The 18,603-nt window shown below is 47.8% G+C and carries 12 protein-coding genes; 4 read left to right on the plus strand and 8 right to left on the minus strand.

The window, feature by feature from the left end; translation table 11 throughout:
- The first annotated feature begins 27 nt into the window (after positions 1 to 27).
- The 4 genes from ESB13_RS13545 to ESB13_RS13560 all read left to right on the plus strand — a co-directional run bounded on the left by ESB13_RS13545 (position 28) and on the right by ESB13_RS13560 (position 3,743).
- Entirely contained in the window at positions 28 to 1,221 is a 1,194-nt protein-coding gene (locus ESB13_RS13545; RefSeq protein ID WP_220399676.1) for an alpha/beta hydrolase family protein, read from the plus strand.
- 46 nt (positions 1,222 to 1,267) lie between these two features.
- A complete protein-coding gene (locus tag ESB13_RS13550) occupies positions 1,268 to 1,645 on the plus strand; it encodes a hypothetical protein (protein WP_129004145.1) in 378 nt (125 codons plus the stop codon).
- Between the two features lie 96 nt (positions 1,646 to 1,741).
- Entirely contained in the window at positions 1,742 to 2,731 is a 990-nt protein-coding gene (locus tag ESB13_RS13555) for a hypothetical protein (protein WP_129004147.1), read from the plus strand.
- 40 nt (positions 2,732 to 2,771) lie between these two features.
- Complete coding sequence (locus tag ESB13_RS13560; RefSeq protein WP_220399677.1) at positions 2,772 to 3,743, plus strand: alpha/beta hydrolase; 972 nt, start codon at positions 2,772 to 2,774, stop codon at positions 3,741 to 3,743.
- A 52-nt stretch (positions 3,744 to 3,795) separates the two neighbouring features.
- On the opposite strand, the gene ESB13_RS13565 is transcribed toward ESB13_RS13560, so the two are convergent.
- From ESB13_RS13565 to ESB13_RS13600, 8 genes are all read right to left on the minus strand, one after another.
- Entirely contained in the window at positions 3,796 to 4,893 is a 1,098-nt protein-coding gene (locus ESB13_RS13565; protein WP_129004149.1) for a hypothetical protein, read from the minus strand.
- Positions 4,894 to 5,058: 165 nt separating this feature from the next.
- Positions 5,059 to 6,441 carry a hypothetical protein gene (locus ESB13_RS13570; RefSeq protein WP_129004151.1) on the minus strand — a complete coding sequence of 461 codons (1,383 nt, stop codon included), beginning with the start codon at positions 6,439 to 6,441 and terminating at the stop codon, positions 5,059 to 5,061.
- Positions 6,442 to 6,505: 64 nt separating this feature from the next.
- Positions 6,506 to 8,413 (minus strand): pectinesterase family protein, encoded by a 1,908-nt coding sequence (locus tag ESB13_RS23960; protein ID WP_220399678.1) that lies wholly within the window; start codon positions 8,411 to 8,413, stop codon positions 6,506 to 6,508.
- Between the two features lie 13 nt (positions 8,414 to 8,426).
- A complete protein-coding gene (locus ESB13_RS13580) occupies positions 8,427 to 9,953 on the minus strand; it encodes a RagB/SusD family nutrient uptake outer membrane protein (protein WP_220399679.1) in 1,527 nt (508 codons plus the stop codon).
- Between the two features lie 19 nt (positions 9,954 to 9,972).
- Complete coding sequence (locus ESB13_RS13585; protein WP_164974206.1) at positions 9,973 to 13,227, minus strand: TonB-dependent receptor; 3,255 nt, start codon at positions 13,225 to 13,227, stop codon at positions 9,973 to 9,975.
- Positions 13,228 to 13,404: 177 nt separating this feature from the next.
- Positions 13,405 to 14,583, minus strand: coding sequence for a FecR family protein (locus tag ESB13_RS13590; RefSeq protein WP_129004157.1), 1,179 nt, complete (start codon positions 14,581 to 14,583; stop codon positions 13,405 to 13,407).
- Between the two features lie 69 nt (positions 14,584 to 14,652).
- Complete coding sequence (locus ESB13_RS13595) at positions 14,653 to 15,228, minus strand: RNA polymerase sigma factor (RefSeq protein ID WP_164974207.1); 576 nt, start codon at positions 15,226 to 15,228, stop codon at positions 14,653 to 14,655.
- A 90-nt stretch (positions 15,229 to 15,318) separates the two neighbouring features.
- The gene (locus ESB13_RS13600) at positions 15,319 to 18,366 is read right to left on the minus strand and encodes a glycoside hydrolase family 2 protein (RefSeq protein ID WP_129004161.1); all 3,048 of its coding nucleotides are present in this window, start codon (positions 18,364 to 18,366) and stop codon (positions 15,319 to 15,321) included.
- Between the last annotated feature and the right edge of the window lie 237 nt (positions 18,367 to 18,603).

Consider the following 18,603-nt stretch of genomic DNA (forward strand, 5'->3'; position numbering starts at 1 on the left):
TATATACTATAGAAATAAACAGTCATTATGCAGACGATCTTAATGCGGAGCTTGCTAACAATGCTATTCACCGGAATTTATATATCTATGTCGTTCTCCCAGAACTATGATGAAAGCAAGGTACCTTTTTATACCCTTCCTTCGTTACTGGTCTCCGGCCAAAACCAACCTATAAAAGATACTGCCAGCTGGGAACATGCGAGGCGGCCGGAGCTGCTCACTCTTTTCAGCAATTATGTATATGGTACAACTCCAAAAGATTTTGACAGTGTGCGTTTCGGTATAGAAAATGAGGACCCGGCTGCAATGAATGGGAAGGCCCGGCTTAAGGAGGTAGCGATACGGGTGTACCGGCAAAACAAATCCATTACATTTCACCTGGTATTGTTCACACCAACGGCGCAAGCAAGTCCTGCCGCGGTATTTGTTCTTATCAACAACCGCGGGCGCAGCCATACTGATCCCAAACGAGTTGTGCAGTCGGACTTCTGGCCTGCAGAGATGATGATAGACAGTGGTTATGGCATTGCGGCCTTTCATGTAAGCGAGCTTGCGCCCGACAGGAAGGATAGCTATGCGGATGCGCTGCTACAGCTATACCCGGAGCAGCTAGCCGCAGACAATGGGATGAAGGCAATAGGCGCCTGGGCCTTTGGCGCCAGCAGGGTTATGGATTACCTGGTAACCGATGGTCATGTAAATGCGAAGCAGGTTGTTATCGTTGGTCATTCGAGGGGTGGCAAAACGGCTTTGTGGGCGGCAGCACAGGACGAGCGCTTTTCATTATGCATTTCGAACTGTTCCGGCAATACCGGTGCGGCTCTTGCCCGCCGCCAGTTTGGCGAGCGGATCGCCAAAATCAATGCTACGTTCCCTCATTGGTTCTGTAACAATTACAAAAGATTCAACGACAATGAAACTGCGCTTCCTGTTGACCAGCATATGCTCATAGCGCTAATAGCTCCGAGACCTGTTTATGCGACCAATGCTACGGAGGACCTATGGGCAGACCCCAAGGGGACTTTCCTGGCACTAAAAAATGCAGAACCTGCCTATGCGCTTTACCATAAAAAATCGAATCTGCCTGCTGATCCGCCTTCTCCAGGCCATGCCATCCTTTACGCTCCATTAGGTTATCACAACAGGATTGGCGTGCATGATATGACACGCTTTGACTGGATACAATTTATCCAGTTCGCCCGTCATCATTTCAGGTCATGAGACAGGTAATTCATTATCTTGCGCCCCTTTTAACGTAAAGCCAGGCATGGACGGATTTAACAGGCGATCGGGAGCGGAGGCAGTAAGTGATCTTACCTCATCGGTACTGTCGTTATTAAACGGAATAGATAATAAAGCGGATATGCAATTATTCCTGACAAATCTTTCACCTGCGGTGATCCGGCAGCTTGTTGCAGCCGCCGCCACGGCGGAGTATTACGAGCTATGCCAGTTCATAAAAGAAAGCTTACCTGAAAAAGAAAGCGAAGCAGGGCTATCGTGCGGCACCACCGTTTTCAGGGAAGGCCAGGAAAAGGATGACCAGGAGGATTACAATTCAGCTGTCTACAGTTCTGCTTCGTCTTCTGAACCCGTTCAGACAGAAGAGGCTTCTTCTACAGAAGAGAAAAACAATCCTGTATAGGCAATATTTCGATAAGGTTAAAAGGCCGGCAAGATATTTGCCGACCTTTTTTATTCTCAAAAAATTCAACCATTATTATTCACCATCCACTAGACTATGACATTCACAAAAACCCGTTGGACCATTGAGTCCGACCGTATCGTTATCCGTCCCTTTCGCATGTTCTTTTTAATGGGATGGATACTTGCTATTATTTATGTCGTCATCTTTTTAGGTTACAGAGGTTTTAGTTCTCAAAGTCCTATGGGATCTACCCCTTTCGCATTGTTCCTCCTGGCCATCCTGGTGTTCTTTTTCCTGGGGGGATTTACTTATATCTGTTTTGACCGTAATACGGGAAAAATGCAGAAGATGCTTTTTGGTTTTATTCCTGTAAGAACAATCAGTTTCGACAAATTATATAAAGTAAATATTGTAACTCATAATGCCGGCGGGTTCAACTACAAGATATTTACGAAGGCCAATAAATATGGCAGAGGTACGGTCATCTCTTCGGGGTATAGCAAGGCAACCGATCGTAATGCTGTTGCCTTCAGTACGGAAGTGATCCCGCTTATTCACCAATATCTTGATTTCGCAGACCCGCTGCCTGCTGAACAGCCTGTTACCATACATGAATATCACTACTTCACCGAAGCCGGCGGTGTTTATCAATTAAAAGCCAATCCGACCGGTACACTGATCCTTGGATTGGCCTGTTTATTCGTTGGTATTCATGAGATGACGCCGCTTGCGTGGTTACAAAATACAAGTACATTCGGGAAGCTCATCGTAGTTATTTTCCCTACCCTGCTGGGGATTATTTTTATTTCGGCAGCATTCACCAAAATCACACTTGATACCAACACCAGGATCATTGAGCGCAAAAGTCCTATAGGCATCAATGCCCATCGTTACAACTTCAGCGAGTTTGTAAATTTCCAGACAATACGTAAAACTTATAACGGCGTTTATACCGGCACTGATGTGATCATGTATTTTCAGAAGGAAGGGAGCAATAAACAAAAGGCGTTGCTAATATCCAGTTTACGTAATACCCAGAAAATTGAGCGGCTTATACAAGAGATAGAAAGTATAATGAAGTAATTTCACGAGGCATACAGTGTAATCCTAAACACATACAGCCTTGAAAAGAAATACCCGGAAATATCTTTTAATCATATTGGCGATCCTATTCATTGGCATGAATGTGATCGCCTTTTTTCATGCTTATAAGTTCACCCATTTCGCCAGTACCGGGAGCAAAACACAGGCACCGGGTAAGCTGGCGACTACTGGAAAGATAAAAGCTTTAGTTTTCGGCATCAGCAATCCGCGACCAGAGAACAATCCAAAACCACAGGAGGCGTATCGGACCATTGTACTGGAAAGCAATAAGAAAATTGAATGCTGGTATAAGAGCAGCCAAGTTAATCCGGCAAAGGGCACTGTGATACTGTTTCACGGGTATGGCGGAGAGAAATCGTCGATGATTGACAAGGCGGGTATTTTTGATAGTCTTGGTTATCATACTTTGCTTGTTGATTTCATGGGGAGCGGCGGTTCGGAAGGGAATACCACCACTATCGGTTACAAGGAAGCTGCGCAGGTTAAAACTGCTTATGAATATATACGGGGGAAGGGGGAAAAGAATGTTTATCTTTTTGGCACTTCGATGGGATCGGCGGCTATTATGAAAGCAATTCATGATGATCAACTGAAGGTAAAAGGTATTATTGTTGAATGTCCGTTTGGCTCGCTTTACACTACTGTTTGTGCACGTTTTCACAACATACATGCTCCAGCTTTTCCAATGGCGGCTTTACTTGTTTTCTGGGGCGGAGTACAGAATGGCTATTGGGCTTTTGGTCATAACCCTGCCACGTATGCGAAAGCTATCAGTTGTCCAACGCTACTGCTTTATGGGGAGCAGGATCAAAATGTGAGTAAGGCAGAAACGGATGAGATATATGCCAACCTGCAAGGGGAAAAGCGACTTTGTACCTATCCGCTTGCAGGTCACGAAAACTATCTAAAGAAATACAGGCAGGCGTGGACAAATGACGTAACCTTGTTCCTGCAACCGTTAAACCGGCAGACTTTTGAGCAAGAGGATTGAGGTTCATGGCTTATTTTTAATAACCTGCAAACCTGCTGCCCAGTTTTTACACCTACTTTACATATTCTTCTTTGGAGAGATCATCCATGATAGTACATACAAACAAGCCCCTTTTTCCTTTTCCTGCGGCGTCGGCGACTTTACCTTCGAGAATGCTTTGGCCTGTATCGCCGGGGTCGTTGCCTTTTCCGAGGGGCCAGGAACCATAGGTATCTTTAATGGCGATGCCGGATATCGAGGCAATGCTGAGGCCGAAATCGGTACAGTTATTTTTATTAAGATGATAACGTTCCCTGGAGTACTGCCTGATCTTTCGCAGCACCTGCCTGAACTGATGCCGTGTGATAAATTTGGCCACCAGCTCATCCCAGCTATGGTCTTCATCGTCTTTAAATACAGAGGCAGTATTGGGTTTCAGCGGCGTTGCGGATAGCAGATTTTCTTTTTCCGGGTAAAAGCCAAAGGTTCTGCTTACATGGCTTCCGTCGTCATGGAATTTTACCAGCGTAATAAACATATGGCCTACGTTGCCGAATAAGGCATAACTTTTCCTGCTTCCGGGTCTAGGTTGTTTGATATGCAGCAATACGCCGTAAGCCACTCCTGCTTCTTCATCCCTGAAGGGGGCGGTAATTTCGGCCAACCTCAGGGGGCGGCCTGTTTTCTTTCTATTCTTATTCTGAAGCAGGAGCGTATCGGTTATGTTGCGTGACAAGTAAGGGATAAACCTGGCAAGAATGCTATCCGGCACCTCTCCTACGGCGTGTATGGTCATGGAATCCGGGGGTTGCTGGCGGAGCCTTTCCGAGAGAGAAAATATTTTCATTGAGGCTGCATAGGCTTTTACCCTTGCCAGTAACACAGCGAGCCGCAGGGAAGCGCGTGGCGACAAAAACGGCAGGCCTTTGTGTTGTTCCTCTTTTCCCGCTATATATGCCAGGGAGTCATGGACAGCCATAGGGCCGAAGAAATCTAAAGCGGGGACGGTGTTGCTATCGATATTGGTAACAAAAGTATCAGCCGGCGACAGGTGCAATGTATCGGGTTGTTGCGCCTGTACGGCACCTATGAAAAACAAGGCCCCTACCAGCATCAGCTTTCTGACGGCGCGCAGATTGGAAAACAATGTGGGTTCACACATAAGAGACATACAGCTATCGGGTTTATTGCCACCAATGGTTTTTCAGCCCAGCACAAAAGTCCATCTTTTAGATAGAATAATTAAATTTATTATTTCCTGCCCGGGCGACATAGGGCAGCTTCTCCATTGATCAAGGTTGATGCTGCCGATGGTCTGCATTACTTTGTTACGATACTATTTCAAGCGTTTAGCTTTCTTTCCCGGGATGACGGCGGGAGGTGTAAGGTACTGTTTATAGAAAGTATAGAGCTGGCCGAGATCTTTACCTGTTTGCGGAACAGAGTGGCCTGTACCGTAGTTTACCAGTGTGGTGTTAGGGACATTTAATGAGTCGAGCCGGGCTTTAAAATGTTTTAGCTGTTGCTGGTAGTATTTTTCATCATCGGTGTTATAGAAGAAGAAAACCGGGGCTGTACGGGATGACTGAACCAGGCCTGCCGCGCCCATAGACAGCCAGCGTTCATAGTTTGTTTGCAGTGGTCCCCATACCAATGGGCAGCGTGTTTCAAGGTTACCATCGCCGTCATTTGCTGCGTTATAGATCTGCGTATAATCGAATACGCCGGGGCCGAGTGCGGCGGCCTGCACATTAGATGCAATAGCTCTATTAAAACCTGCGTTTTCAAATCCGGGAACCTGTTTATCACCAATAGCCAGAGAACCGGCTGTAGCACCTCTTGAAAAGCCAAACACACCTATTTTACCTGATAAGCCCAGGCTGTTACCCAGCTTACGTAAAGTGCGAATGGCAGACTTTACTTTTTGGGCTGCATCGGGATTGGTTTGAAACGATTTGTAGGCATCGTTAGGGCCATTAACGGGTTTCCCTTTTCCCCAGGGGCAATATTTCGGGTGATCGGCAATGGCCCAGGCTATACCGTTGGCGGGGGCTCCTTCCAGGAAAGAGTCGTTAAAACCTGCCAGGGTATAGGGCAGATTCAGCCTCTGGTCTTTATTGTCGCTGGTAAGCTGTTTTCTTTTAGCATCGTAGGTTGCATAGCTGTTGCTATAGGAGAACGAGATTATCACAGGTACTTTTACTGCTGCGTTGGCCGGATAAATGAGGTCCATGTGCAATGTATCGCCCTGTTTATATTCTGCCGGGGTATTGTATACGGAAGGATCGTCTACGAAGTAAGGGATATCGCGGGTCATGCGGTATCCTTCGAAGAGGACATAAGACCTGTAGAGCGAACAATCATTTAATCCGCAGAAGGAGCCGGCTGCAATTGCGTCGTTGATGGCGATGATATCATCGTTGATAAAGGGCGATACCGTATTGGGATTGCCGGCGTAATTCAATTCTATTACGCGATAGCCTTGTGCGCATAACCAGGCCACATTCTTAGCGTTGCTGTTTCTGCCTATCTTTTTTATGTTCAGGTTTTCGAGATAAACGACGGTTGCGTACTTGCCTGTATGATCTTTAAAAGGCGCTTTGGCTTCGGTTACCTTGTAAACAATATCGTGACCTGTAACCTTGCTTGGCCATTTACCTGTTGCGGCGTGCAAAGTAGCAGTAACGAATAAGAAGAGACAGAAGATGATTTTATACATAGAACATGCTGATAAAAGCGGCAAGGTAACGAAAATGGAGAGGTTGCAGGTGCAACCGGCGGCATCACTTCACCGGCAGCCATCCGCGGAAGATGGCGGACAGCGTGTACGCTTCGGCATCTTTGGCACTTAGCTGCCGGCTCCAGGCTACCCGTTTACCTGTTGCTGCGCCTGCGCCTTTGTTGTTGTATTCAGCATAACAGGCGGTGCTTTCATTTGCAACGTTGTCCCAGTTGTGCCAGCCTTCGGGTAAGATATGTTCTTCCATTTCGCATTCAATGAAAGCTACTTTGGCGTATGCGCGCCAGGGCCGGCCCAGGTAGACTTTTTTTGCTTCGTCATTTGCAATGAGCTTACACCTGAAGAAGACATAGCCGAACTGTTGCAGCGGCGTAGTAGATGCTGCGGTTATATAGGAGTTGTTTAGACTTTTTATGGTGCAATCCTGAAATACAGCGGTTGCATTTCCGAAGATGAAGTCTGTTGTTCCCGCGATGAGGCAGTTCGCGTAGTATTGCCTGTTGCTATCGCCAGCGGTGAGCAAAGTATCCTGGTTGCCCAGGAGACTGCAGTTGCGGATCACAAAACGATCGCCATCGACATGGAGCGCTACCGCCTGCCCTACACGTCCGGCTGTATTTTCGATGGTAAGGTTTTCCATTGTGATATCATTACCCTGTACTCTCACCGTATATGAGTTGAAGGTGCTGAACTTTTCCTTTTTTGAAGTATCGGCGTTCATGAATTTGCCGGAGTAGTCGGCATTGGTGATGATCGTTTTTTCCCTGCTTTCGCCGATGAAAGAGACATCGGAGAGCCATGAGGGCACTATGATCTTTTCGTGATAAGTACCGTTTTTAATGTGGATATTGATGTGTACGGGGGAATAGGCCCGTACTGCGTTTATAGCATCCTGGATAGTGCGATAATCGCCAGTTCCATCCTGGGCGACAGTAATGTTTGTGCGGCCCTGTACAGCTTTAGCGGTAAAGGCTTTTTGAAGGAAGTCGTTGATGTGCCGGACCATTGGCTGGAACCAGGGATCGAACAGGGGGAAGCTGTGAGGCGCATCATCGAAGGTATGGACCTGGGTGTAGATGCCGTTTTCGCTAAGGATCCTGATATAGTCTTCCCTTCCGGCGTGCATACGTGCCACCGAGCTATTGATGAATAAAGTTGGCGGGGTATTGGCACCTGCGTAAGACAAGGGGGATGCCGCTTCCCAGAGCCCGGGTTGTTGTTTGCGTGTATAGCCCATCCAGAGCGTGCCTGCGGAGGGTCGTTTACTTTCATCGCCTTCACCAGATTCGGGGTGGACAAAAGATAAGGTGCCATCCAGATCTACTACTGCGTTTACACGGGAAGAGATACCGCTGTTGCAGCCGGGACCTTCGAACAGGGGCATGTTGCCTGTAGTGCCCATGAAGGCTGCCAGTTCGCCTCCTGCAGAGAAGCCCATAGCAACGATGCGTGCCGTATCGACCTGGTAAAGCGCCGCATTGGCTCTTACCCAGCGGATAGCCGTTTTAACATCGTAAACGCCTGCCGGGAAAAGCGCTTCGGTTGACAGGCGGTATTCGGGTGTGAAGCATACATAACCCAGGGCCGCCAGTTTCTGCATTAGCGGGTGATGCTGACTGCGGTTGCCTGAGCGCCAGCCACCGCCATGGATCATGATCACCGCCGTTCTTTTAGCGGCAGCTTTTTCTTTTGGATAAAAGACATCGAGGTTGAGCTTACGGGCGCCTATTGTGCAGTAGGTAACGTTATGTTTTTCGGCAACTGCTGCATCGGGGGCTTCCTGTACCAGTTTGATGAACGGGTGTGATTTAAGAGATGATTGAAATGCGCTGTGATTAGAATAGGATGTATCGGGCACACCTGTAAGTCCCGATAACATTTGGGCAAAGGCAGCAACCGGAGTTGCTGCCATAATAATACCCACCGCCCTTCTCATGAATCTGTGCTTCATATAAGTCTTTAGTTTATTGCCTTGGATAACCATTGTTCTGTTCGAGTTTCGGATTTGCCGTGATCTGTTCTGAAGGTATCGGATAAAGCGCCCTGAACGCTTCTGTTGTGCCAGTTTTGAAAGTCCATGTGCTGTTGAAATAGGAGCCAAAGCGGATCATATCCCTGCGGCGATGCCCTTCCCATATCAATTCTCTTGCTCTTTCTTCTTCTATGTTCTTCAATGTAAGCGCGGTGAGCGTGCTTGCATTACTTCTTTGCCTTACCTGGTTTACGAGGTTCAGGGCTTCGATGTTAGAACCGCTTGAGCGGAAGATCGCTTCTGCTTTGGTGAGCAGGATATCGGCATACCTGGTAAGGATAAGATCGTTGTCGGCGTTATAACCAGACCAGGCGGTGCCTACGGGTGTATATTTAAGGACCTTATATCCTTCATTATCTTCAGCGCTTACCAGGTCTTTTACGGGTACGAGGACCAGTTGCTGGCCATTGGCCATCCTGAGCGGTGTACCGTCGAGATAGGTTTGGGGGCCATATTCTATCAATCCCCTGCGTTTGTCCTGAGATTCGTACCTATCCAGTGCTTCCTGGAAAGTGCTGTACCCGTTTGCCGGAGTGAAAGGTAGATTATATTTCTCTTTATCGAGCGCGTGCTGTGTATACAGAATAAACTGGTTGTTACCTGCATTTTTGGAAGGATCGACAGAGAAGGAGGCTATTACTTCTTTAAAGCTTTTTTTGTTCGTGCTTTTGAAGTTATCTGCCACTTCGGCTTCAAGGCTGTAGGCGCCTGTATTGATAACGCTGTCGCACATGGCAATAGCTTTTGCCCATTGTTGTGTGCCTGTATAAACTTCGGCATTCAGGTAAAGCATTGCCAGTGCGCTAAAGATGGCTTCTTTTGTGAACCTGGGATAATAGGCTGCTTTGTTCACAGTTTTTACGGAAGGCAGGTCGTTTAGTGCGGCTTTCATTTCTGTTTCCACGAAGTTGAAGATCTCTGCTCTTTTTGTAGTAGCGGGCAGGTTGTTGGGATCGATCCTTGCAACTGTTACCAAAGGAACGTTACCCCAGAAGTCCATTGCATAGAAGTAACCATAGGCTCTCAATGCTCTTGTTTCCGCGATCTGTACTTTTAAGTTTTCGGCATTAGGAGAGGCGTTCAGGCTTTCCAACACGGCATTGGCTGTGCCTATTTCCTGGAAGATATAGAGCCAGGCGCGGCCGCTGGTAGCGTTAGCGGGTGTTACTTTATGGCGGATGATCTCGATATTGGAGGCATCGTACCATCCGCCACTTGCGCGGCCGGGGACGAGGAATTCATCGGTTCCGAATTCGGCGATCCGCCATGGATCATTTATATTCGACACCTGAGATAAAAGCTGATAAACGCCTACTACAGATGATAAAGCTTCTGCTTCGGTTCTATAATAAGTAGTTGGAGACAAGCTGCCAAAGGTTTCTTCGTCCAGTTTGGTACAGGCACTCAGGATGGATACACTCAATGCCATTGCAGCTATTTTATATAAACTCTTTTTCATAATCATTTCATTTTTTTCATTAAAAACCAATATTGACACCTGCACTTATCGTCCTTGATTTTGGATATGACAGGTAATCGATACCCAGCGGTGCGACGCCTGTGCCGGAGATCTCGGAGTTCACTTCCGGATCGAGGCCGCTATAGCCGGTGATTACAAAAAGATTCTGCGCTGTTATGTATACCCTGGCGTTAGACAGGAATGTATTTTTCACATTTACGTTATAAGAGAGCGTGATGTTATCGAGGCGCAGGAATGAGCCATTCTCGATCCAGCGATCGGAGTATTGTTTAGGCTGATCGCGGCCAACGCCGCTGCTAACGGCGATCTCCATCACATTTCTTCCGGGCAGGTTGCTCAGGTAGCCGAGGTTGTTTGCGGTAAGGTTATAGATCTCATTACCTACGGAGCCTCTTGCGTTAAAACTAAGGGACCATCTTTTATAGTTGAATGTATTACTGAAGCCAAAAGTAAAGTCGGGTTGTGCGCAGCCTATTACGGTATCGCCAGCGATGAACTGTTCCACACCGTTTTTAACACCCTCGAAGCGGCGTCCCCAGAAGGTACCCATGGGGCGGCCTGGCGTTATGAGCTGGGCGTAAACGCCGGAGGTAAGGCCTTGTCCCTGTAACGGGGCTGTTTTGATATTATCGCCTTTGAACTGATCGTTTGAAAGGCTCAATACTTTGTTGATGTTACGGCTGAAGTTGAGGCTGGCATTCCATTCGAAATCCTTTCTTTCTATTACTGCCATACCTAGTTCCAGTTCAAGACCTTTATTCTGCACACTTCCCACGTTAGCCAGTTGTGTGCTTACGGCAGTTGGTGAAGGGACGGGGAGACGTAATAACAAGTCGGTTGTTTTCTTTACATAATAGTCGATGGTGCCATGTATTTTACCATTCAATAATCCGAAGTCCACACCTGCATCAAATTGTCCTGTTTGTTCCCAGCGCAGGTTAGGGTTGGCGTACTGTTGGGGCAGCACTATCGTTATACGTGAGCCGCCTACGATATAACCTGATGAGGTAGCTCCCAATGTAGTAATGGAGTTAAGGTTACCAATTTCCTGGTTACCGGTGATACCGTAGCTGGCGCGCAGTTTCAGATCGGAGATGGTATTGGTATTAAAGAACTTTTCTCTCGAGATCCTCCAGGCTACAGATCCTGAGGGGAAGTAACCCCATTTATTTCCGGAGCCGAAGCGGCTTGAGCCATCGCGGCGTATTGTTGCCGTTACGAGGAAGCGGTCGTCGAAGTTATAGTTCACGCGGCTGTAGAAAGAGATAAGCGTGTTGCTGCCTTTGAAGGTGCTTACATTACTGATAGTGCTGGCTGCCTGCAGGCTGTACCATTTAAACTCATCGCTGAGGAAGCCGTTTGCGGTATTTCTCAGACCTTCTTCCACAAAGTACTGATAAGAATAACCGCCGATGGCGTCAACGCTATGTTTACCAAAGCGCTGATTATAACGCAGTACCGTTTCGAGGAGTTTGTTATAATCCTGTAATTTCTGAACAGAGGCATACCCTCCGAGGCCTTCGCCGAGTGGGTTTCCTTTGCTGATATAGGTATTGCGGTTGATGGTTTGGTTGGTATAGCCCAGGTTCACATTAACGCTCAGCGGCTTTAGAATTTTGTAGGTGGTTGACAGATTGCCTATGAAGCGGTTATTAGTAGTTTGGTCGGTAAGATCTGTTGAAAAGGAAACGGGGTTGACCCTATAGGGAGGCACGTGGTTATATCCACCGGTGGCGTTATAGACCGGGAAAGTAGGATTGAATACATAAGATTCATAGTTCATGCTGGTGCCGGCTTCGCTACCTACCGTATTGGACACTGGTGCGGCATTGCCTGAGGTTTGGCCATAGTTAAGCCTCAGGTCGAAAGTTAATTTATCGTTGAGCGCGGCATGGTTGATATTCACGCGGGCATTAGTTCTGTTGAGCTTTGAGGCCAACATTACCCCTTGCTGATTACCGTAACCCAGTGAGGCGCGGTATGTTGTTTTCTCGCTTCCACCGGTGAAGGAAAGGTAGTAGTCCTGCGTTTTTGCGGAGCGATAGATCTCGTCCTGCCAGAAAGTATTTGCGCCTTTATCTTCGTAGCTCAGGTTCAGTTTGTTGTTGATGTCGCGGTATTCATTTGCTGTCAATACCGGTAATTTTTTTGACACATTGGATACACCACCTGATACGCTTAATGCGACGCGGCCTTTGCCGGCGCTGCCTTTTTTGGTGGTGATAACAATAACGCCATTTGCAGCACGGGAACCATAGATAGCTGTGGCAGATGCATCTTTCAATACAGATACAGATTCAATGTCATTGGGGTTTAAAGTCATCAGCGGGTTGCTGGGTTCCTGATCGAAGAAGTCGGTACCATTGCCGCGGATATTGGCCTGGCTAACGCCGGCGGAGGTTGAAATAGGTACACCGTCGATCACATACAGTGGTTCGTTGGAGCCGGTGAGCGAGGTACCACCACGTACCCTTACCGTAGCGGAGCCTCCTGGCTTACCGCTATTCTGGGCGATATTTACCCCGGCAAGCTTACCTTGTATGCTTTGCTGCGGGCTCAAGATCTGTCCCTGGTTAAAATCTTTACTGCTTACAGCTGCTACTGCCCCTGTAACGTCTTTCTGGCGCTGGGTGCCATAACCTACTACAACAATTGTTTCGAGGTCTTTATTTTCCTGCATGAGCAGGATAGAGAAGTTCCTGTTCTTGCCAACACCGATATCCTGGCTCAGGAAACCTATGTAGGTAAAGACCAGTACTGCGCTTTCGTCGGGAACGGTCAATTGAAACGAGCCGTCGGCAGCTGTGGTAGTGCCTGTGTTCTTTCCTTTTACCGTAACGGATACGCCGCCGAGGGGATCGCCTTTATCGTTGACCACACGTCCCTTTACCAACACCGGAGGTGGTGGCGGAGGAGTTGCTTCGAGCATTACATCGTTAACCGTAACAGCCGGAGGGGTTTCCTTCAATTTAATGACCACAGTTTTTTGCACTATGGAATAAGTCAAGGGCTGGTCTTTGAGGCAAAGCCCGAGGGCTTCTTGGAGGGAGACATTCTTTGCATGGACGTTCACCTGTTTTGAGCGATCGAGCACGGTGCTGGTGTAAATAAACTGGTAGCCGCTTTGCATACGGATACTGGCAAAGACCTGTTGAACGGACGCATTTTCGAATGAGAGGGAAATGCGTTGTGTATGTCCTTCTGCGTGTGCAGAAAGACAGGTTACAAGCAAACAGAAGACAGACAATTTCATCGTTAGACACAATTTAAGCAGTCCAGTCTGCCGCAGGGGCAGGCCTTGGCTCATAATAGCAAGCCTTTTCATACTTTTGCAATGTTTGGGTGAGAGAATCGGAAATCGAAACACCTGATCCGGAAGTGGCTTCAACACTTCCGTTTTTTATTTTGGACCAGGAATGTCTTTGTTATATTACATTGTTACTACAATTGTTTTTTCCTGTATTTCAAAATGTACTTCGCCTGTCATTTCCAGCATTTTGAGCACTGTTCCGAGATCGACGCCCCTGGAAATGTCGCCATTAAAAGTCACGGACTCCCTGATCCTTCCTTTATAAACCGTTTCGACATTGTACCAGCGTTCGAGCTGGCGCATCAGCGTTTTTATATCGGTGTCTTTAAATGAGAAGAAGTTATTTTTCCAGGCGATGATCTCGCCTGTATTTACATGATGGAAGACCCTGGTGTTGCCGTTGGCGAAGGCCTCTACCAGCTGGCCTGCGTACATGAGATGTTCGTTGTTCCCATTTTTCAATTTCACTGCGCCTTCGACGAGAGTGGTAGTTACAGCTGCTTCGTCGCGGTAGGAATTAATGTTGAACTGAGTACCCAGGACATCGACAGTGGCGCTGCCTGCTTTTACCCTGAAGGGTCTTTTGCTATCTTGCGCTACATCGAAATACGCTTCTCCTGAGACTTCCACTTCACGATTCGTTTTTGAGAACGATACGGGGAAACGAATGGAGGAGGCTGCGTTCAGCCAAACGCGGGTACCATCTTCGAGCAGCAGCTGAAACTGTTTTCCTTTTGCGGTTCCGATGGTGTTATACAAAGAAGCATTATCGCTGTTTGTTCCTACCGGGAGGTATTGTATATGCCCGCCTGTTTTTACTACCTGCACATTTGCCTGACTTGCGAGGTTGCCATCGGAAGCGCTGTCGAGGATGATGGTAGATCCATCTGCCAGCGTTAACACGGCGCCGTCGGTTCCGGGTTTTATAACGGGTTGTTTAGTAACAGCAAGCTGTTTTGACGAGGCTGACCTATTATTGAAGAGGTAGACAGCCCCCCCTCCTGCCAGCAGCAGGATAATGGCCGCCGCTGCCATTTTCAGCCACCGGCGGTTGCGGTATGACGGGATCACGGGTGGCGCCTGGGTTTTTAGGACTACGTTACGGATGCGTTGGGCCTGTTCTTCGCCGAGCATATGATCAACAGGCAGTTGCCGCCATGCCTGCATCATATATTGCTTTATAACGGCATCGTACTCGCCTGATGCAATCATTTGCATGAGTTCCTGTTCCCGGGCAGGTGTACAAGTACCGGCAGTATAGCTATTCAGCAGTTCTATTAATCGTTGGTCCTGTTTCATATGACAATCCAAAAGTTGGATGAAAATTACATCCTTCTGAGATAAGGACAAACGAGCGGGAAAACAGGATTAGATGGAAAGGAAAAAAAGTATCAAAAAAGAGGAGGGGTGTGATTCCATAAAATGCCGGATGCGGCGGAGGGCGGTAACCATGTGTGTTTTCACAGTATTGGGCGACAGGTGCAGTTGCCGGGAGATCTCCTCGTTTTTCAATCCGAAGTCACGGTTTAAGTGATAGATCTTGCGCTGTTGTGGTGTTAAGGACTGCAGGGCCTGGTTGAGGGCCTGCAGTCTATCTTTATAATTTATGTAATCTTCTACTTCAGAGATCCCGGATTGTGCTCCGGCATGGTTTGCCAGAAGTGATTTTGCTTTGTATTCGCAGGCGTTCTTTTTTAGTTTATTGAAACAGATGTTCCTGGTAAGGACTGCTATCCAGGGTTCTGCTTTGCGAATGTTGCCGAGTTCTTGTTTTGCCGTCCAGATCCTGAGGAAGACTTCCTGCACCACGTCCTGTGCTATCACTTCGTCATGCGTGAAGTGCCTGGCATAAGAATATATTTTATGCTGATAACGCTGAAAGATAGCATTGAAGGCAGCTTCATGGCCTTCTGCTATCGCAAGCAATAATTGTTCATCTGACAAGCAGGCAGTTTGCATATCAAAGCAATCGTTATCTCATAAAGTTATAACAAAGTTCAATACAGATCACACACCTGGGCTTTTGTTACCGGGCTATTTTTTTCTTATGAGGTTTAATAACAATTGTTTCGCTACGATATTGGCAGGATTGGCATCTGCGAGGTTCATTGACTGAAGGGCAGCGTTTTCGCCATCACCTTCTGCCCTATCTTCCTGTTTACCGGTAGTAAGGCATGAAACAATATCCAGCGTGCTGATGATGATCGTACCACGGCCGTGAGGAATTACAGACAGGGCTGAGTAGACTTCGGGTTTATGATCGGCCACGCATGCTACTATGGTTTCTCCGTTACCTACTCTCAGTCCTGCTCTTTTCTTGTTATAGGTGGCAAGGGACTGGTATTCCCAGTTAAAGACACAATTCTGCGGGAGGCCTTCCAACAGCGGGTGTGCTTTTGTAAAGAAGTTTCCGCCATACCAGGTAGTTCCCAAGATCTTAGTTCCGCGGTAGTCCAATATTTCTTTTTTTGCCAGGAAGGAAGCCCATTGATCGACATTATCGACAATCACCAGCATATTACCGTCGTTGACCCATTCGAGCAGTTCGGTCACCAATGGATTGCCGGTTTGTTGTGGTTCGAAAGCGCCAACGAGTAATGTGTTACCATTGGGGCGGCCGCTGGTGAAGGGGCTGCATGTGACGCCTGCTGATTTCAGGAAGGCCGGAAGAACGCCGGTAGTATCGGCAACACAAAGACCCTCTCCTATTCCTGAAGTGTTGAGAGTGACGGCAAAGACATCGTCGATGCCGCCGGCAACTATATTGTTTTCCTGTTTTAGTACTGCGGAGACCTTGCTGTATCCGGCAGCGGGGATCTTTATAGAAACGCCATTGAGCAACAGTTGTCCATAAGTGAAGCCGCCTGTTATGTTAACGCTGCGGGTTAGCACCGGGGTTGTTTTGCCGTTAGCATCGGTGAGCGTTACCTGGAGCAGGGCTTCCCCTTTCAGCTCCTTTTCATTAACGATATAGAAGTCCGCATCTATAGCATCGCCTGTGCGTACTACTTTGTGATTTAATTTAACTGCGACATATAATGGCTGGTTGTATTGTGCGATAAGCGCTGCGTCACCTTTCAGGTTGCGGTAGTTATCTACGATACCGGAGTGGTTTTCGAGTTTCATACTTTCCCATCCGTTTACGGCGTAACCGTCTATGGTGTTATTGATCCTTACATTTTCTATCATTCTTCCCTGATAATAGTAAGCGACATTACCCATTTTACGGGTGAGGCTGTCGACATTGGGGAATGCTTTTGTGAAGCCGTTTTCTTTTAAGAATCTATCATAGGCATCGTACCATTTCAGATAGGCATCAGTTTCCCATCCCCTGTCTATGCCTGTTTTCATGATCTCGTTGCGGATGAGCTGGAGGCGGGGTGGCGTGCCTATGGCGCCTTCTTCGCCATAATAAATGATCTCATCTTTATGGTCGGTATATTTTGCGTAGTTCGTTGGGTTGTTGTAGAGGTTATCGTGATAAGTGCCGGGGCCACCTGCGTGGTGCTGATCGAACCAGCCGTAGCTATAGAAGGTGGTGTCGTACGGCATCATATGCAGTTTGAACCTGGGGTCGTGCTCCTTCATTTTAATAGCGCCGTTCGAGGAGTTGTAGGTGATGATACGGGAAGGGTCGAGCAGGTGGGCTTCCTTCATTTGAGCCGAGTCTGCCGCTGCCGGTTCTGCACCGCGTTCGTTATGCATATTATAGATCACGAGAGAGGGGTGGTTTCTATCGCGCCTGATCATGCGGGTCAATTTTTCGCGGCGCGCTATCCTATAGAAGCTGGTTTGTTTTTCTTCTTTGGAATTACGTGGATCGTAGAGGTTCCTGGGATATTGGTTGCCGCCGGGTTCTTCGAAATAAAGCAGGCCGAGTTCATCGGCTGCATCGAGCACATTTGTTTGTCCTATTGTGCGGTGGAAGTTGAGCATATTAAGGCCCAGTTGTTTGGCAGCCATTACCTGTTTGCGTGCGAGCGCATCGGAGGGGGCAATGCCGTTCACGGGCCAGAAGCCCCATGAAATAGATGTTCTCAGGACAATACGTTTACCATTAAGATAAAACTGGCGGTCGCCATCCAGATCTTTTACTTCGAACCATCTGAATCCGAAGGAGCGGCGAAACCTGTCGCTGGTGGCATTGGCGCCTTTCCATTCAACAGTTATTTCGTATAGGTTGGGGTCATCGACGCTCCATAATTTTGCGTTGTTTATGGTGAGCGGGTATTGGTTGATAAGCGCTATGCCTGTTTGCAGCGTTACGGGATAGCTGGCATGAAATGCCTGCTGTCCTGTTCTCTTATCGCGGATCGTTAATTCATAACTGCCTTTTACCGGATTGTTATGGAGGTTATGGCTTTCAATTTCGACCTCTATATGCCTTGGGTTGCTGGTATTCTTTACGAAAACATCGCTGATATAAGTTTTATCGGTGGCCACCATTTTTACTTTACCTGTGATACCGCCGAAGCCGTGTGAGGGTTGCGTTCTATAGTCGCCCCACATAAAGTTCTGGCTATCGCGCCAGTCGAAGTTGCCGTTGGGATCGGTGATGCGTACAGCCAGATCGTTTAGCTGTCCGGGTTTCATTACTTCGGAAATGCTGGCAGCGAAAGGCGTTCCGCTGATGAGGTCGTAGCCTACGAGTTTTCCATTCAGGAAGACTTCGGCCCTGAACCTGGCGCTTTCGAATTCAATGGACACCCATTTTCCGGCGAAGCTGGCGGGGATCATGATCTGCGTGGAGAACCACGATACGCCAAGGTAGTTACCCGAGACGCCGAAGGCATTGCCGTTTTTTCCCCAATAGAATTCTTCTACTGTTGCGGGCAGCTGTACCCGTTTGCCTGTTTTTTTCAGCATATTCCATCCGCCTGTGGGGGGATTGACGGGCATGGAGCCGAGTTTGAGGACGCCTGCATACAGCTGGTCGTTTTGCCAGGTGGCTGCCGTGTCCAGCGATAAGTTCCAGTTGAGGCGGGAGAGCTCTATTTCCGTTCTTCCGGATCCGGGGGTTGGCTGGGCGGTAGTTGTTAATGCCCAGCAGGAAGAAATGAGGAGTAAAAACAGTTTGTTCATAACTGGCAAGCTTTCATTTTTACAATACGCAATCGGTTGCATATTAGGTAATATTCGGGGGTGGAGCGGAAGAAATTTGCGCAAACGTTGCCGAAACAGCTGCGCGAGGGGATGGAGCGAAGATGGGGAATGGCAAAGGCAGGGAACAGGTGTGGGGGCTGGTAGTCAGAGATAGCGAAATGAGTGAAGCGGATTGGGTTGAGGTGGGATGGTTGGATTGAAATTGGTATGAATTGG

Source organism: Filimonas effusa, from assembly GCF_004118675.1.
In the GTDB taxonomy this organism is placed as follows: Bacteria; Bacteroidota; Bacteroidia; order Chitinophagales; family Chitinophagaceae; genus Filimonas; species Filimonas effusa.